Raw genomic sequence first — 25,093 nt, forward strand, 5'->3', positions numbered from 1 at the left:
GGACGGCACGCTCAGCTGCGCCAGCGGTACTCCGTCTGCGGCCGCCCCTGCGTGCCGTAGCGAGGCGACCGATCGACGCGCCCCGACTCGACGAGGTGCTCGAGGTAGCGCCGCGCCGCGACCCGCGACATGCCGAGCCGTTCGGCGGTCTCGCTGGCCGAGAGCGGGCCGCTGTCGCGGACGGCCGCGCTGACCCGCTCGAGGCTCTCGAGCGCGAGTCCCTTCGGCAGCGGCGCGGGGACGGCGGGGCGCATGGCGCCGAGCATCGCGTCGATCTCGGTCTGCGTCGCCGGCCCCGAGGCATCCTGAGCCCGCCGGCGGAATTCGCGGTACTGCTCCAGCCGGTCGCGGAACACCGCGAACGTGAACGGCTTCACGAGATACTGCGCGACGCCGAGCGACGCGGTCTGGCGCACGACGTCGGCATCCCGGACGCCCGTCACCGCGATGACGTCGACGTCGGCGGCGCGCGCCCGCACGTGGCGCAGGACATCCAGACCCGTCCCGTCGGGCATCGTCATGTCCAGCAGCACGAGGTCGATCCCGCCGCCCGGCGGCGCGTCGAGGATCGCCGACACCGCCGCTCGCGCGCCGGTGCACTCCGCCACGACGCGGAACCCCTCCAGCCGCGCCAGGTACGAGCGGTGCAGCTCGAGCGTCAGCGGGTCGTCGTCGACGAGGAGGACGTCGATCACGGTCGCCTCGCGGGCAGCACGACCCGGAAGACGGTGGGGGATGCCTCGACCTCGATGCTCCCGCCGGCTCCCTCGACGATCGACTTCACCAGGGCGAGGCCGACTCCGCGCCCGTCGGCGCCGGCGGGCTTCGTCGAGAAGCCGTGCCGCCAGATCCGGTCGGCGAGATCGGCCGGGATGCCCCGCCCGCTGTCGGCGACCGAGATGCGGAGTCCGCCGTCGGCAGGCGCCAGCTCCACGCGCACCCACCGCGGCTCATCGCCGGAGGCGGCGGCATCCAGCGCGTTGTCGAGGAGGTTCCCCACCACGGACACCGCATCGACGGGTGCCAGCGTGCTGCGCGGCGCGGCGGGATCGATGTCGACGATCCAGTCGACCCCTCGCTCGCGGGCCTGCGAGGCCTTGCCGAGCAGCAGCGCACCGACGGTCGGGTCGCCGTCCCGACGTGCCGTCACCTGGTCGACGAGAGTCTGGGACTGCCGGGAGGTCTCGGTGAGGATCTCGATCGCCTCCTCGGTGCGGCCGAGCTCCAACAGGGCCACCGCCGTGTGCATGCGGTTGCCGTGCTCGTGCGTCTGCGCGCGCAGGGCCTCGCCGAGCGTCCGGACGGACTCGTACGACGACACCGCGTCCCGGACGCTTCCCGCCGGCAGGTCGCCCGTGACGCGCTTGGTGATCCGCCCCGCCGCCAGGGCGCCGAGGAACCCGGCCGCCACGACCGCGAGGGCGATGACGATCGCGAAGGGCAGCCGCGGGAAGAACGCCGACGAGAGGGACTGGACCGTCACGCCGACCGATGCCCACCCGACGACGCGTCCGCCGACCTCGACGGGCGCGATCGTGCGGACCGAGGGCCCGAGCGTGCCGCTGAACTCCTCGGTGAGCGTTTCGGGCGAGGCGGGGATCGTGCCCAGGTAATGACGGCCGATCTCCGCCGGGTCGCGGTGCGTCACGCGGATCCCGTCGGGTGTCATGATCGTGATGAAGTCCACGCCCGTCTCCGACATGAGCCGCTCGGCGTAGGGCTGCAGGCGCGCGGAGGCACCGTCTTCGGGGAGAGCCGCGCCCACCGAGTCCGTTGCGGCGATGGTCTCGGCGAGGGCCTTCGTCACGCGCTCGGCCTCGGCGCGCACCGCCCGCTGCGCCTCGAAGACGAGAAGGAGCGCCACGACCGCGCCGACGACGACGACCGCGGCGAGCAGCACGGCGAAGACGCGCGAGGCCGCGCTCGCCGCCGCCTGCCGACCCGCCATCGCGTCGCTCCCTCCGACCTGCCGTCGCTCCATGGGACCACACGATAGGCCCCCGAGTGCCGGCTCGCCGCGACCAATACGACCACAAGTCCGTGCCGGCTCCGCGTGCGCGCACCCTGGGTTCACCGCCACGGTGGCGGCATCCGACGACGGAGATCTTCACGGAGGCGACGATGGCTCTTTCGACTCGCACGACATCCTTCACACTGCCGGGCTACAACTGGCGCCGCGGCAAGCAGGCGTGGGACAAGCACACCTGGCTCTATATCGCTGTCATCGCCGCCGTCGTGCTGGGCGCCGCGGTCGGCTTGATCTGGCCGGAGGCCGGCGTCGCGCTCAAGCCGCTCGGGACGGCCTTCGTCTCGCTCATCAAGATGATGATCGCGCCGATCATCTTCTGCACGATCGTGGTGGGCGTCGGCTCGATCGCGAAGGCCGCGACCGTGGGCAAGATCGGCGGACTCGCCCTGCTCTACTTCATGGTCATGTCGACCTTCGCGCTCGCGATCGGCCTCGTCGTCGGGAACGTGATCCACCCGGGCGAGGGTCTCAACATGGCGAGCTCGACCTACGAGGCGACCGCGGAGGCCAAGACGACCGAGGAGTTCCTCCTCGGCATCATCCCGCTCACCTTCTTCTCCGCATTCACGGGCGAGAACGTGCTGCAGGTGCTCTTCATCGCTCTGCTCGTGGGATTCGCCCTGCAGAGCATGGGGGAGAAGGGCCGGCCCATCATGAACGCGGTCAAGCACCTGCAGGCGCTCGTCTTCCGCATCCTCGGCATGATCCTCTGGCTCGCACCCGTCGGCGCGTTCGGGGCCATCGCGGCGGTCGTCGGCGCGACCGGGGTCGCAGCGATCTGGAGCCTGGGCCTGCTGATGTTCGCGTTCTACGTCACGTGCTTCGTCTTCATCGTCGGCATCCTGGGCACGCTCCTGTTCGCGGTGACGAGGATCAACATCTTCTCGCTCATCAAGTACCTGGCGCGCGAGTACCTGCTGATCGTCGGCACGTCCTCGTCGGAGTCCGCACTGCCGCGCCTCATCGCCAAGATGGAGCACCTCGGCGTCTCGAAGCCGGTCGTGGGCATCACCGTCCCGACGGGATACTCGTTCAACCTGGACGGCACGGCCATCTACCTCACGATGGCCTCGCTGTTCATCGCGTCCGGGATGGGGGCGCCGATGTCGATCCCCGAGCAGATCGGCCTGCTCGTCTTCATGATCATCGCGTCCAAGGGCGCCGCGGGCGTCACGGGAGCCGGTCTCGCGACGCTGGCGGGCGGACTGCAGGCCTACCGTCCCGACCTCGTCAACGGCGTCGGCGTCATCGTCGGGATCGACCGCTTCATGTCGGAGGGCCGCGCCGTCACGAACTTCACCGGCAACGCCGTGGCGACCGTCCTCATCGGGACGTGGACGAAGGAGTTCGACGCCTCGCGTGCCCGGAAGGTCCTCTCCGGCGAGCTGCCGTTCGACGAGACGACGATGGTGGGCGACCACGACGGGATGTCGCCTTCGCCCGACGCGGTGGGCACCCAGGGGCTCGAGGAGGCGGCGGTCGCCGAGGCCGCGGCGAAGGAGGAGCGCGAGCGAGCGCGCGAGGCATCCGTCACCCGCTGATCATCACGCCGCCCGCACACCGGGGCCGTCGCCTGTGCGACGGCCCCGGTGTCGTGGGCCGGTCAGGGCTCGATCTCGCCCGACTCGATCGCGGCCTCCCGCTCCTCGTCCACGCGTTCGTCGACCTCGTCCTCTACGGTCTCGAGCGGATCCAGGGTCGGCGGTGCCGTCTCCAGCTCCTCGTCGTCGTCGAGCGGCACCTCGCGCTCGTCGTCGGGGATGCGCTCGCGGAAGTCGCTCATCTCACTCCTCGCCGTAGGGCGGGAGGTCGTCGGCGACGACGTCCGTCAGGAGCGCGGCCTCCGCCTCACCCTCGATGACGTCGTCCTGCCGCTCGTCGGTGCGGTCGACGGATGCCTCGGCGATCCCCCCGTCGGGATCGGAGACGTCCGTGCCGCCCGGCCCCCCGGCGAGGTCGGGGAGCTTCTCCGCTTCTTCGTCGATGCTGTGAAAGGTGGGGTCGAAGACCATGATCTCTCTCCTCTCAAGCGCCCTTGAGGCTCAGCCGCTCTTGCGACGGAACTCCCGCTTGGTCACCGCGCCATGCGTCCCGTGGACGGCCGAGTCGCCGTCCAGGTGCGCTTCTCCTTCGCGGTGCTGGGCGTTCTTCTTGTCGAGAGCCTCTTTGAATTTGCGCTTCATCTCGTCGGATGCCGCGGTCGCCGGCTTGTCGTCGGTGCTCATGCCCCCACCCTAGGCGGCGGGTTTCCGGGCCGCCAGATGGGGCGGGAAGGGCCCGACTGCTAGGATCGACAAGGTTGCCCTGTGGCATCCGCTCAATTGAACACCTGAGCTCATGGAGCAGGCCCGGCAGGAAGCTGGTCCCCTGTGGTGGATTCCCCGTCGCGCGTCGCGCCGGGTGATCTTCGACTGGTGGCCAGCGCAGGCGGACCTCGCGATGACGTCGCGCGCCCATATCTGCCTGTTCCTGCTCCTTCGCACAACCTCGCGCTCGATTCGCGCGCGCGAGGCTAAACAAAGAAGGAGAGACCTCTTGGAAGGTCCTGAAATCACCGCCGCCGAGGCCGTTCTCGACAACGGCCGCTTCGGCACCCGCACCGTCCGGTTCGAGACCGGACGCCTCGCCCAGCAGGCGCAGGGCGCGGTCGCCGCCTATCTCGACGAGGAGACGATGCTCCTCTCGGCCACCAGCGCCGGCAAGTCCCCGCGCGAAGGCTTCGACTTCTTCCCGCTGACGGTCGACGTCGAGGAGCGCTCGTACGCCGCGGGCAAGATCCCCGGCTCGTTCTTCCGCCGCGAGGGCCGCCCCTCCACCGAGGCGATCCTCGTGTGCCGTCTCATCGACCGCCCGCTGCGTCCGTCCTTCGTCGATGGCCTCCGCAACGAGGTGCAGATCGTCGTCACGGTGCTCTCGATCGCGCCGGGCGAGTTCTACGACGCCCTCGCGATCAACGCCGCATCGCTCTCGACGCAGATCTCGGGTCTGCCGTTCTCGGGCCCCATCGCCGGTGTGCGCCTCGCGCTCATCCCGGGCCACGGTGAGCACGCCGACCAGTGGATCGCGTTCCCCAACGCCAAGCAGCTCGAGGAAGCCGTCTTCGACCTCATCGTCGCCGGCCGCGTGCTCGAGGACGGCGACGTCGCGATCATGATGGTCGAGGCCGAGGCGACCGAGGGCAGCTGGAACCTCATCAAGGCCGGCGCCACCAAGCCGAGCGAAGAGGTCGTCGCGCAGGGCCTCGAGGCTTCGAAGCCCTTCATCAAGGAGCTCGTCCGCGCGCAGAACGAGGTCGCGACGACCGCCGCCAAGGAGGTCCAGTCGTACCCCGTCTTCCTGCCCTACAGCCAGGAGACGTACGACTTCGTCGCCGGTCGTACGTATGACGAGCTCGTCGGCGTGTACCAGATCGCCGACAAGCAGGAGCGTCAGAACGCCGACGACGCGATCAAGGACCGCGTCAAGGGCGAGCTCGTCGCCGCCGTCGAGGCGGGGGAGCTCCCCGCCGTCGCGACGATCGAGTTCTCCGCCGCCTACAAGTCGGTCACGAAGAAGATCGTCCGCGGCCGCATCCTCTCCGAGGGCGTCCGCATCGACGGCCGCGGCCTCGCCGACATCCGTCCGCTCGACGCCGAGGTGCAGGTCATTCCGCGCGTCCACGGCTCGGCGATCTTCCAGCGCGGCGAGACGCAGATCCTGGGTGTGACGACGCTCAACATGCTCAAGATGGAGCAGCAGATCGACTCGCTGTCGCCCGTCACGCACAAGCGCTACATGCACCACTACAACTTCCCGCCCTACTCGACCGGTGAGACCGGTCGGGTCGGCAGCCCCAAGCGTCGCGAGATCGGGCACGGCTTCCTGGCCGAGCGCGCCCTCGTGCCGGTGCTCCCCGGCCGCGAGGAGTTCCCGTACGCGATCCGTCAGGTGTCCGAGGCCCTCGGCTCGAACGGCTCGACGTCGATGGGCTCGGTGTGCGCCTCGACCCTGTCGCTCCTCAACGCCGGCGTGCCGCTGCGCGCGCCCGTCGCGGGCATCGCGATGGGTCTCGTGTCCGACGAGGTCGACGGCCAGACGCGCTACGCCGCGCTGACCGACATCCTCGGCGCCGAGGACGCCCTCGGCGACATGGACTTCAAGGTCGCCGGCACGTCCGAGTTCGTCACGGCGATCCAGCTCGACACGAAGCTCGACGGCATCCCGTCGTCGGTGCTCTCCGCCGCGCTGCAGCAGGCGCACGACGCCCGCATCACGATCCTCGGGGTCCTGAACGCCGCGATCGACGGTCCCGACGAGATGGCCCCGACGGCCCCGCGCGTCATCAGCGTGCAGATCCCCGTCGACAAGATCGGCGAGCTCATCGGACCCAAGGGCAAGACGATCAACGCGATCCAGGACGAGACCGGCGCCGACATCTCCATCGAGGAGGACGGCACCGTCTACATCGGCGCCGTGGACGGCCCTTCGGCCGAGGCGGCCCGCGTCCAGGTCAACGCGATCGCCAACCCCACCAACCCGGAAGTCGGCGAGCAGTTCCTCGGAACGGTCGTCAAGATCGCGACGTTCGGCGCGTTCATCTCGCTCCTGCCCGGCAAGGACGGCCTCCTGCACGTCAGCGAGGTGCGCAAGCTCGCCGGCGGCAAGCGCGTGGAGAACGTCGACGACGTCCTCTCGGTCGGTCAGAAGCTCCTCGTGCGCATCACGAAGATCGACGACCGCGGCAAGCTCTCGCTCGAGCCGGTCCTCGAAGAGGCCGCAGCCGAGCAGGGTGACGCCGCTCCTGCCGAGGGTGCCGAGGCGCCCGCCCAGGTCTGACCCCTGCGGCGAGCGCTGCGCCGCAGCGCGTCGTTGTCCGGATGCCCGTCCCTTCTCGCGAGGGGGCGGGCATCCGCTTTTCGGGATGCCCGTCCGCGCGCGGGAGACTGGGAGCGGTCCCCGCGGACTTCGTGATCAAAGCGTTATGCAATGTTCCCCGACAGGACGCCTCATTGGCGTGATCTGTCCGCTGTCTGGCCTACCCTCTAATTACCGTGCCGGGGGGTGCGGAAGAAGTGATCACGAGATCTCCTCTAGGAATCCCGTGAGGGGGTGGCACATGTCTCTCTTCGGCGTTGACTCGAGCGTCTCCTCGGCGAGCCCCGAGACGCGTCCGGCCGCCCTTCCCGCATCCCACCCGTCGGCGCCCATCCCGGTGCAGGGTGCGCCGCTGGGCAGGAGCCTGCGCGTCCCGCTCGGCGAGTCGGGAGCCGACGTGTTCCCCCTCGTCCTCGGCGGCGCCGAGTTCGGCTGGAATGTCGACCTCGAGTCGAGCCACGACATCCTCGACGCCTACCTGGAGCTCGGCGGGAACGCGATCCACACCGCTGACAGCTTCTCCGGCGGACGCAGCGAGCACATTATCGGCCAATGGCTCTCGTCCCGGGGACTCCGCGACGAGACGGTGCTCACCGTCCGCATCGGCGGCCATCCCGACAACCCGGGTCTCGGACCGGTGAACCTCGTGCGTGCCGTCGAGGCGTCGCTCACCCGCCTCGGCACCGATCGGATCGACGTCCTCTACCTCGACGCCGTCGCCGACGGCACGACTGCCCTCGAAGAGACGCTCGCCACGGCCGAGTGGCTCATCGACACGGGCAAAGCCCTCGCCATCGGCGCGATGGGCTACACCGCCGCACAGCTCGTCGAAGCGCGGATCTTCGCCTCGGCGGGTTACCCGCGCATCACGGTGCTCGACGTGCCCTTCAACGTCCTCCGGCGCCACGAGTTCGACTCCGACCTGCGGCTGGTCGCGGGTGCGCAGGGCATGGCGGTCACGCCGTCGCACGCGCTCGAGCACGGGTTCCTGTCCGGCCGCCACCGCACGCGGATCCGAGGAAGCCTCTCCGTGCGCGGTGCGCAGCTCGCCGCCAGCCTCAACCGACGGGGCACCCGCACCCTGCGTGCGCTCGACGCGGTGGGCGCGGAGCTGGGCGTCCCCGACGCGGCGGTCGCCGTGGCGTGGCTCCTCGCCCAGAAGCTCGTGACGGCGCCCATCGTCAACGCGTACGCGCCTCAGCACGTCGAAGAGCTGGTGCAGGGCGTGGGCGTGCGCCTCAGCCGCTCGCAGCTGACCGACATCGCGCGCGCCTCGGAGTGACCGACCCGGGTCCGCCCCGTCGCTGACGTAGGGTGGAAGGGCGCCGTTCCCGCGCACGCCGACCCCGACGAAGTGAGAGCCGTTGACGCACTACCTGTACCTCGTGCGGCACGGCGAGCATCAGGATGCCGAGCACGGCCTCGTCGACGGTCCCCTCTCGCCGCGTGGCCGGCGCCAGGCATCCCTCATCGCGGACCGCCTGTCCGGCGTGCCTCTCGACGCGGTGTGGCACTCGCCGCTCGAGCGGGCGGCGCAGACCGCGCGCGCGGTCGCCGACCGGCTGCCGTCGGTCTCGCCCGAGCCGACCGCCCTCCTCTTCGACTGCGTGCCCACGGGCATGACGCCCGAGACCCCCGCGGTCTTCGAGCCGTTCTTCGGCGCGGTCACCGAGGCGGAGGTCGAGGCGGGGCGCGCGCAGATGTCCGACGCGGTGGGCGAGTTCCTGGCGCGGAAGACGGGCGAGGTGCACGAGCTCCTCATCACGCACAACTTCGTGATCGCATGGTTCGTCCGTGAGGTGCTCGGCGCGCCCGACTGGCGGTGGATGACGCTCAACCAGGCGCACTGCGGCCTCACGGTGCTCGCCCAGAAGCAGGGCCGGCCGTGGACCCTCGTGTCGCACAACGACCTCGCGCACCTGCCCGTCGAGCTGCGCACCGGGCTCCCCGACCAGTACCCCGTCTGAATCCGGTTCGTCCGGCCCTCGGTGCCATCCGGCGGGACGAGGATGGGACGCATGGCTCAGCGGTGGATCGCGACGGATTTCGGAGACCTCGACGTGCTGCGGTTCGAGGAGTACGACCCCCCGGCTCCCGCTCCGGGTGAAGTGACCATCGCCGTGCGCGCCGCCGGCGTCAACCCGGCCGACTACAAGCACATCCGCGGCAGCCGCGCGCCCGGCGCCGCCGAGCCGCCCCTGCCGATCGGCTACGAGATCGCGGGCGTCGTGTCGGCGGTCGGCGGGCCGGATGCCGCAGGGGCTCCGACCCGGATCGGGTCGGGCGAGGTCGCCGTGGGTGACGAGGTGCTCGCGTTCCGCGTCGCGGGCGGCTACGCGACCGAACTCACCGTCCCCGCGCCCGATGTCTTCCGCAAGCCCGACGATCTTCCGTTCCCGGAGGCGGCGAACCTCCTCCTCGCCGGCGCGACGGCGGCCGAGATGCTGCACGTGACGCGCGTGCGCGAGGGCGACACCATCCTCGTGCACGGCGCCTCCGGAGCCGTCGGGGTCAGTGTGCTCCAGCAGGCGCGTCGGCTCGGCGCCCGGACGATCGGCACGTCGAGCAGGGCGAGCTTCGACACCGTCGAGCGCTTCGGCGGCACGCCGGTGGCGTACGGCGAGGGGCTCGGCGAGCGTGTCCGTGCCGCCGCCCCGGACGGCATCGCGGCTGCTCTGGACTGCGTCGGCACCGACGAGGCGATCGACGTCTCCCTCGGCCTCGTCGCCGACCGCTCGCGGCTCGTCACGATCGTCGCCGGCACGCGGGCGAAGGAGGCGGGGTTCGTGATCATCGGCGGTGCGATGCCCGCGAGCAAGGCCTACCGAGACGAGGTGCGCGCGGAGCTGGTGCGCCTCGCGGGCGCCGGGGAGCTCGTCGTGCCGATGGCGCGCACCTTCCCCCTCGCCGAAGCCGTGGCGGCACTCGAACTGGTTCGCACGGGGCATCCCGGCGGGAAGGTCGCGCTCATCCCGTAGTGGCGGCGAGCCGGCCGCGGCTGCTACAGCGTCTCGCCGCCCTCTGCCGGCGCGAGGCGGAGTCCGTACCAGCGGGTCGCGTTGGGATTGTCGTTGTACGGCTCGATCTCGCGGAAGCCCGCGCTCGCGTAGAGTCCGCCGGCGGCCTCGAGAGTGTGATGCGTGTCGAGCACGAGCTCGGCGGCATCCCATCTCCTCGCCCGCCGCTCCAGGTCGTCGAGCAGGAGGCGACCCCATCCGCGACCCCGCGTCTCGGGGCGCAGGTAAAGGTGCTTCACCTCGTAGCGGCCTCCGAGGGATCCGTCCGCGACGCGGCGGATGCCCCCGCAGCCCACCGCCAGCTCCGCGTCGTCGTAGAGCACGAGGAAGACCCCCTCCGGCGGGGTGAACGTCTCCACCGACGGGAAGACCGTGGTGTACGCGTTGCCGGGGAAGCTCTGCGCGCGAAGGGCGAAGTACTCCGTGAGCAGCTCGCGGGCCACCGGGTCGTCCACCGGGACGGGGCGCAGTTCGACCATGCCTCCGAGCCTACGGCGCCCGGGAAGCGCTCCGGCGGGACCGGCTCCCGTCGCATCTAGGCTGGACGCATGACGACTCGCGTGGCCCTCGTGGGCGGCACCGGCAGGCTCGGCGGGATCATCCGCGAGGTGATCGAAGCGGAGGAGGGCTTCGAGCTCGTCGCGATCCTGTCTTCGCAGTCGGCGCTGTCGGATCTCGACGGTGCCGACCTCGTGGTCGACGCTTCCACCCCCGCCGTGTCCATCGACGTCGTCCGCGCCGCGATCGAGCGCGGCATCAACGTCCTCGTCGGCACGTCGGGCTGGTCCGCCGAGCGCATCGCCCTCATCCGGCCGCTGGTCAAGGCGGCGGGAACCGGCGCCGTCTTCATCCCCAACTTCTCGCTCGGGTCGGTCGTGGGGTCTGCGCTCGCGGCCGCGGCGGCCCCGTTCTTCCCGTCGATCGAGATCGTCGAAGCGCACCGGGAGACGAAGATCGATTCGCCCAGCGGCACGGCGGTGCGCACGGCCGAGCTCATCGGCGCCGCCCGCGCTCAGGTCGGCCCGGTCGAGTCGCCCCACGTCGACCAGAGGGCCCGCGGGCAGCAGGTCGCCAGCGTGCCGATCCACTCTCTGCGCCGCCCGGGCGTGGTCGCACGTCAGGAGACGATCCTGTCGGGGCGGGGGGAGTCGCTCACGATCGTCCACGACACGGTCGAACCCGCCCTCGCGTACGCCCCCGGCATCCGTCTCGCCCTCGCTGGCGCGCGTGCGGCGACGGGGGTGGTCGTGGGGCTGGACAGCTTCCTCGACATCGGCCTGCGCGTGCCCGGCGCGGGCGACGACCGCCCGGTCGCGGAGGGCGACGTGCCGGGCCAGGTGGCGCGGGCCACGAGCGCGTGAGGGCCCGCATCGGCGTCGCCGTCATGGCGGTGCTGCTCGCGCTCTACATCGCCCTCGTCGCTCAACGGGGCTGGTTCCTGATCGCAAGCGGCGACCCGATCGCCGTGGCCATGGGCGTCGCTCTCTTCGTGCTTCCGCTGCTCGCCGTGTGGGCGCTGGGTCGCGAGCTCTGGTTCGGCGTGCGGGCAGAGCAGCTCGGGCGGCGGCTCGAGACGGAGGGCGGCCTCCCCGACCAGGAGGTGGGTGTGCGCCCGAGCGGGCGCGTCGTGCGCGCCGACGGCAACGCCGTCTTCCCGGCGTTCCGGGCGGACGTCGAGGCGCATCCCGAGGACTGGCGCGCGTGGTACCGGCTGGGCCTCGCCTACGACAGCGCGGGCGACCGGCGCCGCGCCCGCGAATCGGTCCGCAAGGCGATCGCGCTCGAAGCGGCCGAACGCAAGCGGGGCTAGCTCGCCGACGCGGGAGTGGACGAGCGAGCGGCCGGAACGGCCGCCGCCACCGCTTCTTCGACGGTCGCGTGGGCGAAGGAGAAGCCGGATGCCTCGAGCACGCGCGGCCGCACGTCGGCGTCGGTCGTGAGCAGGGCCTCGGTCGCGTCGCGGCCGAGCACGAGCCGGATGGCCCCGACGGGAGCGCGCAGCAGGAACGGGCGGTTGAGCCGCCGGGCGAGCGCGAAGCCGAGATCGTTCGCGTGCGCCGGCGTCGGCCCTGTGAGATTGACGGGGCCGTCGATCCCGCGCGCGATGATGTGGCGGATCGCGGCGATCTCATCGTCGAGCGAGATCCACGGCCAGATCTGCGTTCCTCGGCCGATCGGCCCGCTCACCCCCAGCTTCGTGAGGAGGATGAGCGGCTTGAGCACGGCATCGGGGTGCACGAGCGGCGCGGTGCGAAGGAGCGCGACGCGCGCCTGCGGTCCGGCCGAGCGGGCGGCATCCTCCCATTCGCCGCACAGGTCCGCGAGGAAGGACTCCCCGCGCGGGGAGTCCTCCGTCACCGTGCCGCGGGGAGCCGAGCCGTAGTAGCCGACCGCCGAGGCCGAGACGAAGGCCGGGGCATCCGCTCCGAGCTCCCGGACGGCGCGGGCGATCGTCTGCGTCGGGGTGATGCGCGACCACACGAGGGTGTGCTTGTACGACGACGTCCAGGGGAAGCGCCCGATGCTCGCGCCGTTGAGTCCCACGACCGCGTCGGCGCCCTCCAGCACGGCAGGATCGAGGGGCGAGGCGTCGGTCAGCCATTCCACCTCGTCGGACGTCTCGGCGGGCCGTCGTACCAGCGTCGTGACCGCCACGCCGTCGCCGCGGAGACTCTCGACGAGCGTCGATCCGATGAGGCCGGACGCCCCCGCGACGACGACGCGGCGCGGCATCCGCTCTTCCCCGGAGGGATCAGGCAAGCGACGCCTCGATGGTGATCTCGATGCCGGCGAGCGCCTGCGAGACCGGGCAGTTCGTCTTGGCGTCCTCGGCGATCCGGGCGAAGTCCTCGGGGCTGAGGCCCGGGACGACGGCTTCCACGTTGAGGTGGCTGCCGGTGATCCCCTTGCCGGGGATGAACGTGACCGAGGCGGTCGTCTCGATGCTCTCAGGCGGAGTGCCGTTCTGCGTCAGCTCGTTCGAGAAGGCCATGCTGAAGCACGACGAGTGCGCCGCGGCGATGAGCTCCTCAGGGGTCGTCACGGAGGTCGAGCCCTCGCTGCGGGCCTTCCAGTTGACGGGGAAGGGGCCCTGGTTGGAGCTCTCGAGGGCGATCTCGCCCGATCCCTCCGTGAGGCTTCCCTTCCACGAGGTGCTGGCTTCGCTCGTAACGCTCATCGTGTCCTCCGTGTCGCGGTCGCGGGCCTCGTCGAAGCCCTTCGGTCAGCCTAACGGCGCCGTCCATGCGAGGGAACGGATTCGACCCCCGAGCGGTGCGCGCGGCCGCGACCCTCGCGTCACACGGCGGCCGGGCGAGCGCGGCCGACGATCCCGAAGCGCTGAAGCAGCAGGTAGAGCTGGCAGCCGAGGCAGAGTCCGAAGGCCGCGTTCAGGAACGTCGCGACGAACGCGGCCGCGGCGGCGATCGGCAGCGCCCACGGGACGCCCAGGAGCTGGAGCACGAGGCCGATCGCGACCACGAACAGGCCGACGCCCTGCGCGAAGCGCGGAGGGCGGGGATCCTCGAGCTCGGTGGCAGGCGTCAGCCGGGGCTGCACGACCCGGCGGTACAGCACGCCCCACGGCGCCGTGCGCGGCGAGAGGACGCCCCACAGGAAGAGCAGCGCCGTGACGAGGAGGAGCAGGAACGCGGGATCGAGAACGCGCTGAGCGAGGGATGCCTTTGCCAGCGCCCACGTGCCGTCGGCGTCGCGCTGCGTCGGCAGGCCCGTGAGACCCAGGAAGAGGTCGACGAGGAGCAGCAGGGCGGTGATGCCCGCCGCGAAGCGGGGCCCGCGGGGATCGATCCCGGTGCGGCGGTCAGGCGTGGCGGACATCGGCTTCCTCCGTCAGGCGATTGAGCTCGAGTTCGACCACGTCTCGGCTCGGTATGCCCCCGAATCGGGTCTGGATCACGCCGTCGCGATCGAGGATGAGGGTCGTCGGCGTCTGCATCACGTGGAAGTGCCGCGCGATGTCGGGACGGTGGGTCAGATCGATGTCGAGGTGACGCACTCCCGGACGCGAGTCCGCAACCGACGACAGCGTGCGGTGGACGCCGGGGCATCGCGCGCACAGTTCCGTGCTGAACTGCAGGAGGGTCGCCGTCTCACCCAGTGCGTCGGCGCCCAGACGCTCCGGCTGGACCACCTCGTGCGGGATGTGGCGCTGCGGCCGGTTCTGCTGCCAGCGCAGGTACAGGCCGACGGCGACGGTGGCTGTGAGCAGCACAGCCAGTACGATCGTCGCCCCCAGCAGATCCATGACAGGACAGCGTAACCCTTTTCAGCTGAATGGATCCCGACCGCGGCGAATGTGACCTGCGGCCCGTAACAGATGGCACTGGGTAGGGTGGCAGCGTGAGCGACGCCGCAGACACCCCCGAGATCGAATTCCGCAGCGACGTGACGGTGGAGCTGGTGCGGGCCAGCGCCGCCGATTCGGACGTGCTCTTCGCGGCCCGGGTCTCGACGCAGGGGGAGCAGACACTGGATGCCGCGGCCTCGGGCGCCGAGGCATCCGGTCGCGATCGCGGTCTCATCAACTACCTGATGCGCGACCGGCACGGCTCGCCGTTCGAGCACAACTCGATGACGTTCTACGTCCAGGCGCCCATCTTCGTCTTCCGCGAGTTCATGCGCCACCGCATCGCCTCGTACAACGAGGAGTCCGGCCGCTACCGGGAGCTGCGCCCCGTCTTCTACGTCCCGGCGCGCGAGCGCAATCTCGTGCAGGTCGGCAAGCCCGGCGCGTACGAGTTCCTCCCCGGAACCGACGCGCAGCACGACCTCGTCGACAGCGCGACCCGCGCGGCCTCCGTCCAGGCGTTCGAGGCGTATCAGCGCATGCTGGAGGCAGGGGTGGCCCGCGAGGTGGCGCGCATCGTGCTTCCGCTCAACATCTACTCGTCGATGTACGTCACGCTCAACGCGCGGTCCCTCATGAACTTCCTGTCGCTTCGCACGAGGGTGGAGGGCACCCACTTCCCGTCATTCCCGCAGCGGGAGATCGAGATGTGCGCCGAGAGGATGGAGGCGTTCTGGCGGGAGCGGATGCCCCTCACCCACGCCGCATTCAACGCCAACGGCCGCGTCGCTCCGTGACGTCGTCGAACACCGCCCTCATCACGGGCGCGAGCTCCGGCCTCGGAGCCGAGTACGCCCGCCAGCTCGCCGCCCGCGGATTCGACCTCGTGCTCGTGGCGCGCGACCTCGAGGCCCTGGAGCGGATCGCCGCCGAGCTGCGCTCCCGGTCCGGGGTCGACGTCGAGGTGCTCCGCGCCGATCTGCTCGACCCGTCCGAGCGCGAGGAGGTGGAGGAGCGGATCGCCGCCGACGATCCTCCGATCGACATCCTCGTCAACAACGCCGGCTTCGGCCTTCCCCTGGACTTCGCCCGCAACGACATCGAGGACGAGGTGCGGCATCTGCAGCTGCACGTCGAGGTGCCGATGCGACTGACGCACGCGGCGCTGGGGAGGATGCTGCCCCGCCGCCGCGGCCGGATCATCAACGTCGCCTCGGTGGCCGCCTTCCTGCCGCGCTCGACCTATGGCGCCTGCAAGCGCTGGCTCGTGGACTTCAGCCGCTGGGCGAACGCGCAGTACGGACCGCGCGGGATCTCGGTCACCGCCGTGTGCCCCGGCTTCACGCATACGGGCTTCCACGAGCGCATGGGCCTTCCGCCGGGGGAGGAGGGGGTCTCCGGGTTCCTGTGGCTCGAGGCATCCGATGTCGTCGCCCAGTCCCTCCGCGACGCCGCGCGCGGCAAGGCCGTGTCGGTCCCCTCGCGGAGGTACAAGCTGCTCACCGGCGTGGTGCGCATCCTGCCCGCCTCGTTCGCGGCGGGCCTCGGCCAGCGCGGGCGCTGAGGCTCGCGGACGGCACTCCGCCCCTCGACCGCCGCCCGCGTATCAGAGGGGGAGTGGCCCACGCCGCCCGACCGATAGCCTGGAGGCATGACGCACACGGGCAATCCCTTCGGACAGGTGCTCGTCGCGCTCGTCACCCCCATGACGGCCGACGGCGAGGTGGACTGGCCCGCCGTCGAGAAGCACATCGACGACGTCATCGGCGCGGGTGCCGACGGCATCGTCGTCACGGGCACCACGGGGGAGACCAGCACCCTCACCGACGCCGAGAAGATCCGCCTCGTCGAGGTGGGGAAGGATGTCGCGGCCGGACGCGCCGCGATCATCACCGGCGGCGGCTCCAACGAGACCGCCCACGCGATCGAGCTGTACAAGGCCAGCGAGAAGGCCGGCGCCGACGGCATCATGATCGTCACGCCGTACTACAACAAGCCCACGCAGGCCGGCATCCTCACGCACTTCCGTCTCGTCGCCGATGCGACCGACCTCCCGGTGATCCTCTACGACATCCCGGGTCGCACCGGCGTGCCGATCCGTTACGAGACGATCCTGCGCCTCGCCAAGCATCCGAACATCCTCGCCATCAAGGACGCCAAGGGCGACTTCAGCGAGGTGAGCCGGGTGCTCAACCAGACCGACCTCATGTACTTCTCGGGCGACGACGCCAACGTGCTCCCGCATCTGGCCATCGGTGCGACGGGACTCATCGGCGTCACGGCGAACATCGCCGCACAGCCGTACCGCGTCATCGTGGATGCCGTGAACCGCGGCGACCTCACGGAGGCGACGGCGGCGCACCAGCAGCTCGAGCCGCTCGTGCGCGCCGTCATGACGCACGTTCCGGGCACGGTGTCGGCGAAGTACATCCTCCACGGGCTCGGCCGGATCGGCAGCCCGCGCGTGCGGCTGCCGCTGGTGGGCCCGGAGGAGTGGGAGGCCGCGAAGATCGAGGACGAGCTCGCGCTCGTCAAGGACGTCCCGGGGGCGGACTTCTCGAACTTCCGCCCCGATCGCAACGCCGCCGCCGGCGGCGCACTGCCCAAGGTCTCGGGAACGACGAGATGACCTGCGCCGCGGCGGCCGACTAGGCGCCGCGGGGCAGCAGACGGTCGCGCCGCGAGCGCGGCATCCGGAGGAAGGCGCATATGCCCAGCACCGTATACGACCCGCCCGAGCTCGAGGCCGGCACGCTGCGCGTGACCCCGCTGGGCGGTCTCGGCGAGGTCGGCCGCAACATGACGGTCTTCGAGTACGGCGGCAAGCTGCTCGTCGTCGACTGCGGCGTCCTCTTCCCCGAGGAGCACCAGCCCGGCGTCGACCTCATCCTGCCCGACTTCGAGCCGATCAAGAACCGGCTGGACGACATCGTCGCGGTGGTTCTGACCCACGGCCACGAGGACCACATCGGCGCGGTGCCCTACCTCCTCCGCCTGAAGCCCGACATCCCGCTCGTGGGCTCCGGGCTGACCCTCGCCCTCGTCGAGGCGAAGCTCAAAGAGCACCGCATCAAGGCGTACACGCTGACGGTCGAGGAAGGCCGGCGCGAGCGGCTCGACCCGTTCGACCTCGAGTTCGTCGCCGTCAACCACTCGATCCCCGACGCGCTCGCCGTCGCGATCCGCACCCCTGCGGGCATGGCCCTGGCCACGGGCGACTTCAAGATGGACCAGCTGCCGCTGGACGGGCGCCTCACCGACCTCCGGGCCTTCGCACGCCTCGGCGAGGAGGGCGTCGACCTGTTCCTCGTGGACTCCACCAACGCCGACGTCCCGGGCTTCACGCCGCTCGAGCGGTCGATCGGGCCCGTGCTCGACCAGGTGATCGCGAAGGCTCCGCGGCGCGTCATCGTCGCGAGCTTCTCCAGCCACGTGCACCGCGTCCAGCAGGTTCTGGATGCCGCGGCCGCCCACGGTCGCCGCGTCGCCCTCCTCGGCCGCAGCATGCTGCGGAACATGACGATCGCCGAGGAGCTCGGCTACCTGCATGTGCCCGAGGGCGTCCTCATCGACTACAAGAAGGCCCGCGACCTGCCGGACGACCAGATCGTCTACATGTCGACCGGCTCGCAGGGCGAGCCCATGGCCGTGCTCAGCCGCATGGCGAATCTCGACCATGAGATCGAGCCCGGTCCGGGCGACACCGTGATCCTCGCCTCGAGCCTCATCCCCGGCAACGAGAACGCCGTCTACCGCGTCATCGACGGCCTGACCAAACTCGGGGCCCACGTCGTGCACAAGGGCAACGCCCAGGTGCACGTCTCGGGGCACGCCGCCGCCGGCGAGCTGCTGTACTGCTACAACATCCTCAAGCCCCGCAACGTCCTGCCCGTGCACGGGGAGTACCGCCACCTCATCGCCAACGCCCGGCTGGCCCAGGACACCGGGATCGATGAGGACCGCACGCTCATCGCCGAGAACGGCTCGGTCATCGACCTGCGCGAGGGCCGGGCCCGCGTCGTCGGACAGCTCGACCTGGGATTCGTCTACGTCGACGGCTCGACGGTCGGAGAGATCACCGACGCCGACCTCAAGGATCGCCGGATCCTCGGCGAGGAGGGCTTCATCTCGGTCATCGTCGTGGTCGACGCGGCGACGGGGAAGATCATCTCGGGTCCCGACATCCATGCCCGCGGCTTCGCCGAGGACGACGCGGTCTTCGAGAGCGTCAAGCCCAGGATCGCGGCCGCCCTCACCGAGGCCGCCCAGTCCGGCGTCCGCGATCAGCACGCGCTGTCGCAGGTGGTGCGCCGCACGATCGGCCGCTGGGTCAACCAGTCACTGCGCCGACGGCCCATGATCGTGCCGCTCGTCATCGAGGCGTGACGATGCCGGCACGCCGAATCCCGACCGCTCGCTAGAATCGAGCATGCCCTCGACCATCCGCGTGCGCCCCGCTCAGCAGGGCGACGGCGCCTTCCTCGGCGACATGGTCGTCGAGGCGGCGAACTGGCGGCGGGGAGGCTCGCGCCCGCGCCACGAGGTGCTGACGAGCTCGGAGCACAGCCGCTACGTCGCGGGCTGGATGCGTCCGGGCGACGCCGGCTTCGTGGCCGTCGACGGGCAGGACACGCCGATCGGCGCCGCCTGGTACCGCATGCTCCCCCGCACCGACCCGGGCCTCGGCTACGTCGGCACGGGCGTCCCCGAGCTCATCATCGGCGTGCGACCGATCTGGCGTGCGCACGGCGTCGGCCGGCAGCTGCTCCAGCGGCTGTGCGACCACGCCCGCGCGGAGGGCTTCGCCCGCATCAGCTTGAGCGTCGAGCGCGACAACTTCGCCACGACCCTCTACCGCTCGGAGGGCTTCGCCGTGACGCAGAGCGGCATCGGGCGCGACACGATGGTCAAGCGGCTCCGCTGAACGCCCCGAGTCGCTCCCGGCCGAAGTCGGCGGTCCGACGTAGCGTGGGGGGATGGCCAGGAGCTCCAGCCCGACCACGAATGGTCGCGCGCCCGCGAAGGGCTCGTCGTCGCGTGCCCGCAAGCCGGAGCCCGCGCCCAAGCGCTACGTCGGCGACGCCGACCGGCCGCCCGTCATCGTCCGCGCCTGGCTCGGTCTCGCGCACGCCGCGGGCGGCCTCTTCCGCGCCTTCGGGCCCGAGACCCTCGAGAAGGACCAGCGCCGCGACGGGTTCCCCTTCCTGCTGGTCCTGCTCGCGATCGCCGGGGCCGTCGTGGAGTGGTTCTTCATCGGGTCCGATGTCGCCAAGACGATCAGCGCCTACTCCGCGGGCGGACTCGTCGGCCGCGTCTCCTTCGTCCTGCCGGTGCTCCTCATGCTCCTCGCGGGATGGCTCTTCCGGCATCCGTCCTCGGTCCACGACAACGGCCGCATCGGCATCGGCTTCGGCCTGTTCGTCCTCACCGTCGCGGGCTTCTGCCACGTCCTGGGCGGCCGCCCGCAGCCCCGCGAAGGGCTCCCCGCGCTGAGCGAGGCCGGCGGCGTCCTCGGGTGGATGGTGGGTGAGCCGCTCGCGCTCCTGCTCACGCAGGTCGGCGCATGCATCGTGCTCGCGCTGCTGGCCGCGCTCAGCATCCTGATCCTCACCAAGACGCCGCCGAACCGCATCGGCAAGCGCCTGGGCGATCTCTACGCCTGGATGTTCGGCGACGAGCGTCCCGAGCGCGCGGCGGAAGAGCCTCCCCCTGCGGACGCGCCGGACGAGCGGACGGATGCCTCGCTGCCGTGGTGGCGACGCAACAGGTCCGGACGCGAGCAGGACCCCGATGACGGGATCGGCTCGCAGGATCTCACCGAGCTCCTCACCCCCGGCGCCTCGAAGGGCGGGTTCGAGCAGGCCATCGCCGCCGAACCCGCGCCGCCGATGGTGGCGGAGCCGGACGCCCTCACGGAGGTTCTCGACCCGGCCGCGCTCTCCGGCATCGGGAAAGGGCGGAAAGCCGACACCGCGCTGCGCGACGACGACGGCGCGCCGGACGACGAGCTGCCCGGGCTCTCGGGCATCGGGACCGACGCACCGCACGCCGCCCCGGCGCTGCCGTACCGTCTTCCCTCGGTCAACGCCCTCGCCGCCGGCACTCCGCACAAGGCCCGCTCGGCCGCGAACGACGAGGTCGTGCGCGCGATCACGAGCGTCCTCCAGCAGTTCTCCGTCGATGCCCGCGTCACCGGTTTCTCGCGCGGTCCGACCGTGACGCAGTACGAGATCGAGGTCGGCCACGGCGTCAAGGTCGAGCGCATCACGGCTCTCCAGAACAACATCGCCTACGCCGTCGCATCGAACGAGGTGCGCATCCTCGCGCCGATCCCCGGCAAGAGCGCGATCGGCGTCGAGATACCCAACACCGACCGCGAGATCGTGACGCTCGGAGACGTGCTGCGCTCGCGGGCGGCCCAGCAGTCGACGCACCCCATGACCATCGGCGTCGGCAAGGACGTCGGCGGCGGCTATGTGGTGGCCAACCTCGCGAAGATGCCCCACCTCCTCGTCGCCGGCTCCACCGGCTCGGGCAAGTCGAGCTTCGTGAACTCCATGATCACGAGCCTCCTCATGCGGGCCAAGCCCGCCGACGTGCGCATGGTGCTCATCGATCCCAAGCGCGTGGAGCTGACCTCGTACGCGGGCGTCCCGCACCTCATCACGCCGATCATCACGAACCCCAAGAAGGCCGCGGAGGCGCTGCAGTGGGTCGTGAAGGAGATGGACATGAGGTACGACGACCTCGCGTCCTTCGGCTTCCGCCACATCGACGACTTCAATCGCGCCGTCGTCGCGGGCGAAGTCGACGTGCCGCCCGGGAGCCAGCGGGTGCTCAAGCCGTACCCGTACCTGCTCGTCGTCGTCGACGAGCTCGCCGACCTCATGATGGTCGCCCCGCGCGATGTCGAGGACTCGATCGTGCGCATCACGCAGCTCGCGCGGGCCAGCGGCATCCATCTCGTCCTCGCGACGCAGCGGCCCTCCGTCGACGTGGTGACCGGGCTCATCAAGGCCAACGTGCCGTCGCGCCTGGCCTTCGCCGTGACCAGCGTCACCGATTCGCGCGTCATCCTCGACCAGCCCGGGGCCGACCGCCTCATCGGCCAGGGCGACGGGCTCTTCCTCCCGATGGGCGCTTCCAAGGCGCTGCGGGTGCAGGGCGCCTGGGTCAGCGAGGAGGAGATCGAGAAGGTCGTCAAGCACGTCACGCAGCAGGCGCGACCGGAGTACCGCGACGACGTGGAGGCCGTTGCCGAGAAGAAGGAGGTCGACGCCGACATCGGGGACGACCTCGAGCTGCTGCTGGCCGCCGCAGAGCTCGTCGTCTCGACGCAGTTCGGATCGACCTCGATGCTGCAGCGCAAGCTCCGCGTCGGCTTCGCCAAGGCGGGCAGGCTGATGGACCTCCTCGAGTCCCGCGAGATCGTCGGGCCGTCCGAGGGCTCGAAGGCGCGCGACGTGCTCGTCACCGCCGAGCAGCTGCCCGGCGTCCTCGCTCGGCTGCGGGGCGAAGACGATCCCGGTGCGCCGGCCGCGGCATCCGGATCCGCCCCCCTGACTCGGGACTACGGCCCGGACGCCGTAGAGTCGCAGTACGAGGGGTATCCGGTGGTCGAGAGCGACAGCGACGAGGATGCCTGGGGTCTGACGGGACGGGACTGATGACGGCGATTCCGCGGCAGCTGCCCAACGCCATCACGATCGTCCGCATCCTGTGCGCGCCGGTCTTCCTGTGGATGCTGCTCGCCGACGGGGGAGCGGACGGCCCGCTGCGCTGGTGGGCCGCCGTCCTGTTCATCGTCGCGATCGCGACGGACGGGATCGACGGCTACCTCGCGCGCAGGCACGACATCGTCACCGACCTCGGGAAGCTCCTGGACCCGATCGCCGACAAGGTGCTCACCGGGTTCGCGTTCCTCGGGCTCTCGATCCTCGGCGAGCTGCCGTGGTGGGTCACGATCGTCGTGCTCGTCCGCGAGGTCGGCATCACGGTGTACCGCTTCATGGTCGTGAGCGATCATGTGCTCGCGGCCGCCTGGATGGGCAAGCTCAAGACCCTCGCCCAGGGCGTCGCGCTCGCGCTCGCGCTCCTTCCCCTCTGGACGGTCGTCGGAGACTGGATCTGGTGGGTCAACGCCGTCACGATGACGATCGCGGTCGTTCTCACCATCGCGAGCGGCATCGACTACGTGGTGAGCGAGGTGCGCGCCGCCCGGTCCAGACGAGAAGGGAGCGCACGGTGACGCCGGTGCCATCGCTGGACGGGGGGCTCCCCGACGACGCCGAGATCACCCTCGCCCGAGACCGACGCTCGGACGCGAAGCGGCTGCTCGATCGGCTCGGCGAGCTGGGCTGGAGCGTCGGGGTCGCCGAGTCGCTCACCGGGGGAATGGTCGTCTCGACGCTCGTGGGAGTGCCCGGCGCGTCCGCGGTCGTCCGCGGCGGCATCGTCGCCTACGCGACGGAGCTCAAGCACTCGCTCCTCGGCGTGGATCCCGCGCTCCTCGAGGCGCACGGGGCCGTGCACCCGCGGGTGGCCCGTCAGATGGCGGAAGGGGTGCGCCTGCGCCTCGCGCTCGGAGAGGAGCCGTGCGACGTCGGGATCTCCACGACGGGGATCGCGGGGCCCGACTCGCCCGACGGACAGCCCGTCGGCACCGTGCATATCGGGATCGCGACCCCGCTCGGCACCCGCGTCTCGTCGCTCGAGCTGCGCGGAACGCGTGAGGAGATCCGGGTCGAGACGGTGCGTCAGGCTGTGCGGACGGCGCTCGACGCGCTGTGACCTCGACGCCGGGAGCGGTCTTCGCCCGCACGGGAATGCCCGACGTTTCGAGTCGGTTACATTCGGTGATTCCCACCCGATACCCAGCGCACAGGATTAGATTGACCGTAGACGGTGTTGTACTGTTGTCCACCCGGATGACGGCGGAAGTGAAGAGGGGGCCCGCATGATCCTGGTTCGTCACGAGATCGGCGAGGTCCTGCGCGACTTCCGCCTCCAGAAGGGCCGCACTCTTCGCCAGGTCGCCAGCCGCGCAAGCGTCGCCCTCGGCTACCTCAGCGAGGTCGAGCGCGGTCAGAAGGAGGCGTCGAGCGAGATCCTCGCCTCGGTCGCCGATGCACTCGACGTCCCCATCTCCACCATCATGCGTGAGGTGGGAGACCGCATCTCGGTCCTCGAGGGCCTGCAGACCTTCCCCGACGTCGTCCCCGACGACCTGGCCGGTCTCGATTCCGACCTGCAGCCCGAGCTGTCGCTGCGCTGATCCTTCCCGCTGCCCAGGAACCGGCTGGAAGTACGTCCGCCCATGCGCCGCAGTGAGTTCGAGCGCGCCGTCGAGGCCGAGTTCGGCCCTCGCGCGGGCGCGCTGATGGCGGATCTCGTGCTGCCTGCTCTCGGCGACCGCACCGCCAGGCAGGCGATGGATGCCGGCATCCCGCCGCGAGAGATCTGGCTCGCGCTCTGCGCCGAGACCGACGTGCCGCCCGAGCGGCGCTACGGCGCGGGGCGCCTGGAGCCGAAGCGACGCTGACACCGCTCCCGCGGCGCGTCGTCGATCCCTCGGGTCGCTGCGCCCGCTCGGCCGCCGAACGCCGCTTCCGCGGCGTGTCATCGAACGTGCGTTCGATGGAGGAATAGGCTCCTGCACAGCGGGTGTCGAAGAGCGCCTGTCCACCGTTCGGGAGGGAGCGACGACCGATGTCGGAGCCCCTCTCTAACGTGAGCAGCGTCGAACGACACCTCACGCCTTGTCGCAGCATCCGTCCCACCGGGTCGGAGCGCGACAGCCTACAGGCGACGGAACGCGAGCATTAGGAGCACGCCATGCCATCAGCAGTTGACCGCGAGAAGGCCCTCGAGTCGGCTCTCGCACAGATCGACCGGCAGTTCGGGAAGGGCTCGGTCATGCGGCTGGGCAGTGACGAGCGCGCACCCGTCGAGGTGATCCCGACCGGCTCCATCGCGCTCGATGTCGCGCTCGGCATCGGCGGTCTGCCGCGCGGCCGCATCATCGAGATCTACGGTCCGGAGTCGTCCGGCAAGACGACGCTGACGCTGCACGCGATCGCCAATGTGCAGCGCGCCGGCGGCATCGCCGCGTTCGTCGACGCGGAGCACGCCCTCGACCCCGACTACGCGCAGAAGCTCGGCGTCGACATCGACCAGCTCCTCGTGTCGCAGCCCGACACCGGTGAGCAGGCGCTCGAGATCGCCGACATGCTCGTGCGCTCGGGCGCCATCGACCTCGTCGTGATCGACTCGGTCGCCGCCCTCGTGCCGAAGGCCGAGATCGAGGGCGAGATGGGCGACTCGCACGTCGGCCTGCAGGCCCGCCTCATGTCGCAGGCGCTGCGCAAGCTCACGGGTGGTCTCAACCAGACCAACACCACGATGATCTTCATCAACCAGCTGCGCGAGAAGATCGGCGTGTTCTTCGGCTCGCCCGAGACGACCGCCGGCGGCAAGGCGCTCAAGTTCTACGCGTCGGTGCGTCTCGACATCCGCCGCATCGAGACGCTGAAGGACGGCGCCGATGCCGTCGGCAACCGCACGCGCGTCAAGATCGTCAAGAACAAGATGGCGCCGCCCTTCAAGCAGGCCGAGTTCGACATCCTCTACGGCGTGGGCATCTCGCGGGAGGGCAGCCTCATCGACTTCGGCGTCGAGCATGGGATCGTCAAGAAGTCGGGTGCCTGGTACACCTACGACGGCGAGCAGCTCGGCCAGGGCAAGGAGAACGCCCGCAACTTCCTTCTCAAGAACGAGGATGTCGCGGCCGAGATCGAGTCGAAGATCAAAGAGAAGCTCGGCATCGGCGTGCCTCGGAACTCCGAAGCTCCCGCGGAAGACGAGCTGGCGAAGCGCCGCCCGGCCTGA

General features: G+C 70.7%; 28 protein-coding genes. 18 read left to right on the forward strand and 10 right to left on the reverse strand.

From position 1 onward, the window contains the following. Nucleotides 1-11: 11 nt before the first annotated feature. Both EV279_RS15070 and EV279_RS15075 read right to left on the reverse strand, forming a co-directional pair. On the reverse strand, nucleotides 12-695 hold the full coding sequence (locus tag EV279_RS15070) for a response regulator (RefSeq protein ID WP_133545426.1): 684 nt from the start codon (nucleotides 693-695) through the stop codon (nucleotides 12-14). After that, nucleotides 692-1,981, reverse strand: a complete 1,290-nt coding sequence (locus EV279_RS15075; protein ID WP_243728640.1) for an ATP-binding protein — start codon at nucleotides 1,979-1,981, stop codon at nucleotides 692-694. The genes EV279_RS15070 and EV279_RS15075 overlap by 4 nt, the downstream gene beginning before the upstream one ends. Nucleotides 1,982-2,121: 140 nt before the next feature. Here EV279_RS15075 and EV279_RS15080 point away from each other — a divergent pair, with 140 nt between their 5' ends. Next, nucleotides 2,122-3,570, forward strand: a complete 1,449-nt coding sequence (locus tag EV279_RS15080; RefSeq protein ID WP_133545428.1) for a cation:dicarboxylase symporter family transporter — start codon at nucleotides 2,122-2,124, stop codon at nucleotides 3,568-3,570. 62 nt (nucleotides 3,571-3,632) lie between these two features. Here the strand turns inward: EV279_RS15080 and EV279_RS15085 are convergent, their stop codons facing one another. From EV279_RS15085 to EV279_RS15095, 3 genes are read right to left on the reverse strand one after another with little or no spacing between them, the layout of a single operon-like run. Continuing rightward, nucleotides 3,633-3,812, reverse strand: a complete 180-nt coding sequence (locus tag EV279_RS15085; RefSeq protein ID WP_133545430.1) for a hypothetical protein — start codon at nucleotides 3,810-3,812, stop codon at nucleotides 3,633-3,635. A gap of 1 nt (nucleotide 3,813) precedes the next feature. Further along, nucleotides 3,814-4,041: a hypothetical protein gene (locus EV279_RS15090; RefSeq protein ID WP_133545432.1), complete on the reverse strand. Its 228-nt coding sequence runs from the start codon at nucleotides 4,039-4,041 to the stop codon at nucleotides 3,814-3,816. A 30-nt stretch (nucleotides 4,042-4,071) separates the two neighbouring features. Further along, entirely contained in the window at nucleotides 4,072-4,254 is a 183-nt protein-coding gene (locus tag EV279_RS15095; RefSeq protein WP_133545433.1) for a DUF5302 domain-containing protein, read from the reverse strand. 310 nt (nucleotides 4,255-4,564) lie between these two features. Between EV279_RS15095 and EV279_RS15100 the strand changes: the two genes are divergently transcribed. The 4 genes from EV279_RS15100 (at nucleotide 4,565) to EV279_RS15115 (ending at nucleotide 9,861) form a co-directional block, all read left to right on the forward strand. After that, on the forward strand, nucleotides 4,565-6,844 hold the full coding sequence (locus tag EV279_RS15100) for a polyribonucleotide nucleotidyltransferase (RefSeq protein ID WP_133545434.1): 2,280 nt from the start codon (nucleotides 4,565-4,567) through the stop codon (nucleotides 6,842-6,844). Nucleotides 6,845-7,124: 280 nt separating this feature from the next. Then, nucleotides 7,125-8,165, forward strand: coding sequence for an aldo/keto reductase (locus tag EV279_RS15105; RefSeq protein ID WP_133545436.1), 1,041 nt, complete (start codon nucleotides 7,125-7,127; stop codon nucleotides 8,163-8,165). 82 nt (nucleotides 8,166-8,247) lie between these two features. After that, the gene (locus EV279_RS15110) at nucleotides 8,248-8,850 is read left to right on the forward strand and encodes a histidine phosphatase family protein (protein WP_133545438.1); all 603 of its coding nucleotides are present in this window, start codon (nucleotides 8,248-8,250) and stop codon (nucleotides 8,848-8,850) included. Between the two features lie 51 nt (nucleotides 8,851-8,901). Further along, a complete protein-coding gene (locus tag EV279_RS15115) occupies nucleotides 8,902-9,861 on the forward strand; it encodes an NADP-dependent oxidoreductase (protein WP_133545440.1) in 960 nt (319 codons plus the stop codon). Nucleotides 9,862-9,884: 23 nt separating this feature from the next. Here the strand turns inward: EV279_RS15115 and EV279_RS15120 are convergent, their stop codons facing one another. Then, complete coding sequence (locus tag EV279_RS15120) at nucleotides 9,885-10,379, reverse strand: GNAT family N-acetyltransferase (RefSeq protein ID WP_133545442.1); 495 nt, start codon at nucleotides 10,377-10,379, stop codon at nucleotides 9,885-9,887. A gap of 69 nt (nucleotides 10,380-10,448) precedes the next feature. Here EV279_RS15120 and EV279_RS15125 point away from each other — a divergent pair, with 69 nt between their 5' ends. Both EV279_RS15125 and EV279_RS15130 read left to right on the forward strand, forming a co-directional pair. Then, nucleotides 10,449-11,261: a dihydrodipicolinate reductase C-terminal domain-containing protein gene (locus tag EV279_RS15125; RefSeq protein ID WP_133545445.1), complete on the forward strand. Its 813-nt coding sequence runs from the start codon at nucleotides 10,449-10,451 to the stop codon at nucleotides 11,259-11,261. Beyond that, nucleotides 11,258-11,710, forward strand: a complete 453-nt coding sequence (locus tag EV279_RS15130) for a hypothetical protein (protein ID WP_133545447.1) — start codon at nucleotides 11,258-11,260, stop codon at nucleotides 11,708-11,710. The genes EV279_RS15125 and EV279_RS15130 overlap by 4 nt, the downstream gene beginning before the upstream one ends. On the opposite strand, the gene EV279_RS15135 is transcribed toward EV279_RS15130, so the two are convergent. The 4 genes from EV279_RS15135 to EV279_RS15150 form a co-directional block, all read right to left on the reverse strand. Continuing rightward, nucleotides 11,707-12,633 carry a TIGR01777 family oxidoreductase gene (locus tag EV279_RS15135; protein ID WP_133545449.1) on the reverse strand — a complete coding sequence of 309 codons (927 nt, stop codon included), beginning with the start codon at nucleotides 12,631-12,633 and terminating at the stop codon, nucleotides 11,707-11,709. The two genes, EV279_RS15130 and EV279_RS15135, sit on opposite strands and share 4 nt — an antisense overlap. A gap of 19 nt (nucleotides 12,634-12,652) precedes the next feature. Next, nucleotides 12,653-13,078, reverse strand: coding sequence for an OsmC family peroxiredoxin (locus EV279_RS15140; RefSeq protein ID WP_133545451.1), 426 nt, complete (start codon nucleotides 13,076-13,078; stop codon nucleotides 12,653-12,655). Nucleotides 13,079-13,197: 119 nt separating this feature from the next. Further along, complete coding sequence (locus tag EV279_RS15145; RefSeq protein ID WP_133545453.1) at nucleotides 13,198-13,737, reverse strand: DUF4395 domain-containing protein; 540 nt, start codon at nucleotides 13,735-13,737, stop codon at nucleotides 13,198-13,200. Next, entirely contained in the window at nucleotides 13,721-14,164 is a 444-nt protein-coding gene (locus EV279_RS15150; RefSeq protein WP_133545455.1) for a thioredoxin family protein, read from the reverse strand. Before EV279_RS15150 ends, EV279_RS15145 begins: the two co-directional genes overlap by 17 nt. Nucleotides 14,165-14,259: 95 nt before the next feature. Between EV279_RS15150 and thyX the strand changes: the two genes are divergently transcribed. From thyX to recA, 11 genes are all read left to right on the forward strand, one after another. Beyond that, on the forward strand, nucleotides 14,260-15,003 hold the full coding sequence (gene thyX, locus EV279_RS15155) for an FAD-dependent thymidylate synthase (protein ID WP_133545457.1): 744 nt from the start codon (nucleotides 14,260-14,262) through the stop codon (nucleotides 15,001-15,003). Further along, complete coding sequence (locus EV279_RS15160; protein ID WP_133545459.1) at nucleotides 15,000-15,770, forward strand: SDR family oxidoreductase; 771 nt, start codon at nucleotides 15,000-15,002, stop codon at nucleotides 15,768-15,770. Before thyX ends, EV279_RS15160 begins: the two co-directional genes overlap by 4 nt. A gap of 87 nt (nucleotides 15,771-15,857) precedes the next feature. After that, the gene (gene dapA / locus EV279_RS15165) at nucleotides 15,858-16,835 is read left to right on the forward strand and encodes a 4-hydroxy-tetrahydrodipicolinate synthase (protein ID WP_133545461.1); all 978 of its coding nucleotides are present in this window, start codon (nucleotides 15,858-15,860) and stop codon (nucleotides 16,833-16,835) included. An 80-nt stretch (nucleotides 16,836-16,915) separates the two neighbouring features. Further along, the gene (locus tag EV279_RS15170; RefSeq protein WP_133545463.1) at nucleotides 16,916-18,592 is read left to right on the forward strand and encodes a ribonuclease J; all 1,677 of its coding nucleotides are present in this window, start codon (nucleotides 16,916-16,918) and stop codon (nucleotides 18,590-18,592) included. A 43-nt stretch (nucleotides 18,593-18,635) separates the two neighbouring features. Then, a complete protein-coding gene (locus EV279_RS15175; protein ID WP_133545465.1) occupies nucleotides 18,636-19,130 on the forward strand; it encodes a GNAT family N-acetyltransferase in 495 nt (164 codons plus the stop codon). Between the two features lie 52 nt (nucleotides 19,131-19,182). Beyond that, nucleotides 19,183-21,873 carry a DNA translocase FtsK gene (locus tag EV279_RS15180; RefSeq protein ID WP_133545467.1) on the forward strand — a complete coding sequence of 897 codons (2,691 nt, stop codon included), beginning with the start codon at nucleotides 19,183-19,185 and terminating at the stop codon, nucleotides 21,871-21,873. Next, nucleotides 21,873-22,454: a CDP-diacylglycerol--glycerol-3-phosphate 3-phosphatidyltransferase gene (pgsA, locus tag EV279_RS15185; protein ID WP_133545469.1), complete on the forward strand. Its 582-nt coding sequence runs from the start codon at nucleotides 21,873-21,875 to the stop codon at nucleotides 22,452-22,454. Before EV279_RS15180 ends, pgsA begins: the two co-directional genes overlap by 1 nt. Then, nucleotides 22,451-22,996 (forward strand): CinA family protein, encoded by a 546-nt coding sequence (locus EV279_RS15190; protein ID WP_243728641.1) that lies wholly within the window; start codon nucleotides 22,451-22,453, stop codon nucleotides 22,994-22,996. Before pgsA ends, EV279_RS15190 begins: the two co-directional genes overlap by 4 nt. A gap of 166 nt (nucleotides 22,997-23,162) precedes the next feature. Continuing rightward, a complete protein-coding gene (locus EV279_RS15195; RefSeq protein WP_133545471.1) occupies nucleotides 23,163-23,480 on the forward strand; it encodes a helix-turn-helix transcriptional regulator in 318 nt (105 codons plus the stop codon). Nucleotides 23,481-23,522: 42 nt separating this feature from the next. Continuing rightward, nucleotides 23,523-23,747 (forward strand): DUF3046 domain-containing protein, encoded by a 225-nt coding sequence (locus tag EV279_RS15200; RefSeq protein ID WP_133545473.1) that lies wholly within the window; start codon nucleotides 23,523-23,525, stop codon nucleotides 23,745-23,747. 293 nt (nucleotides 23,748-24,040) lie between these two features. Next, nucleotides 24,041-25,093: a recombinase RecA gene (recA, locus tag EV279_RS15205; protein WP_133545475.1), complete on the forward strand. Its 1,053-nt coding sequence runs from the start codon at nucleotides 24,041-24,043 to the stop codon at nucleotides 25,091-25,093.

Origin of the sequence: Microbacterium sp. BK668 (assembly GCF_004362195.1) — a bacterium.
Classification (GTDB): Bacteria; Actinomycetota; Actinomycetes; order Actinomycetales; family Microbacteriaceae; genus Microbacterium.